The 506-nt window shown below is 72.9% G+C and carries 1 protein-coding gene and 1 pseudogene; both read left to right on the plus strand.

Features of this window, described 5'->3' with window-relative positions; all coding sequences use genetic code 11:
- Window positions 1–93 (plus strand): annotated as a pseudogene (locus ACI783_RS19805) (hypothetical protein); the annotation flags it as partial.
- Window positions 94–114: 21 nt separating this feature from the next.
- Window positions 115–506, plus strand: a 392-nt coding sequence (locus ACI783_RS19810) for an LGFP repeat-containing protein (protein WP_457142036.1), incomplete at its 3' end; no start/stop codon positions are given.

Here is a 506-nt window from a genome sequence, read left to right on the forward strand (position 1 = left end):
GTGCAGTTCCAGCGGGGCTGGGTGTACTGGTCGCAGGCCACGGGTGCTCGGTTGGTGTCGGGGTCGGTGCGCGATGAGTGGCTGGCTGCTGGTGCTGATGGTGGTGCGCTGGGGATGCCGCTGGGGGACGTGGCGGCGACGGCGGACGGGAAGGCGCAGGCGGGGCAGTTCCAGGGTGGCTGGTTGTACGTGCACGAGTCGTTGGGTGCGCGGGTGGTGCCGGTGGCGGTCCGGAACGGGTGGGAGGCCGCCGGTGGTGTGCTGGGGTCGTTGGGGTATCCGACCTCGGACGTGGTGGCCGTGGCTGGTGGTCGGGGTTCGGTGATGCCGTTCCAGGGTGGGGCGGTGTTCGTCTCGGCGGCGACGGGTGGGCACGGGGTGCCGGCGGCGTTGCTGACGGCGTACGAGACCGCGGGTGGTCCTGAGGGGCTGCTGGGTTTCCCGACCGCGGCGGCCGGGCGCACCCCCGACGGGAAGGCCCGGTTCCAGCACTTCCAGGGCGGCTC

It is taken from the genome of Modestobacter sp. SYSU DS0511 (genome assembly GCF_054050755.1).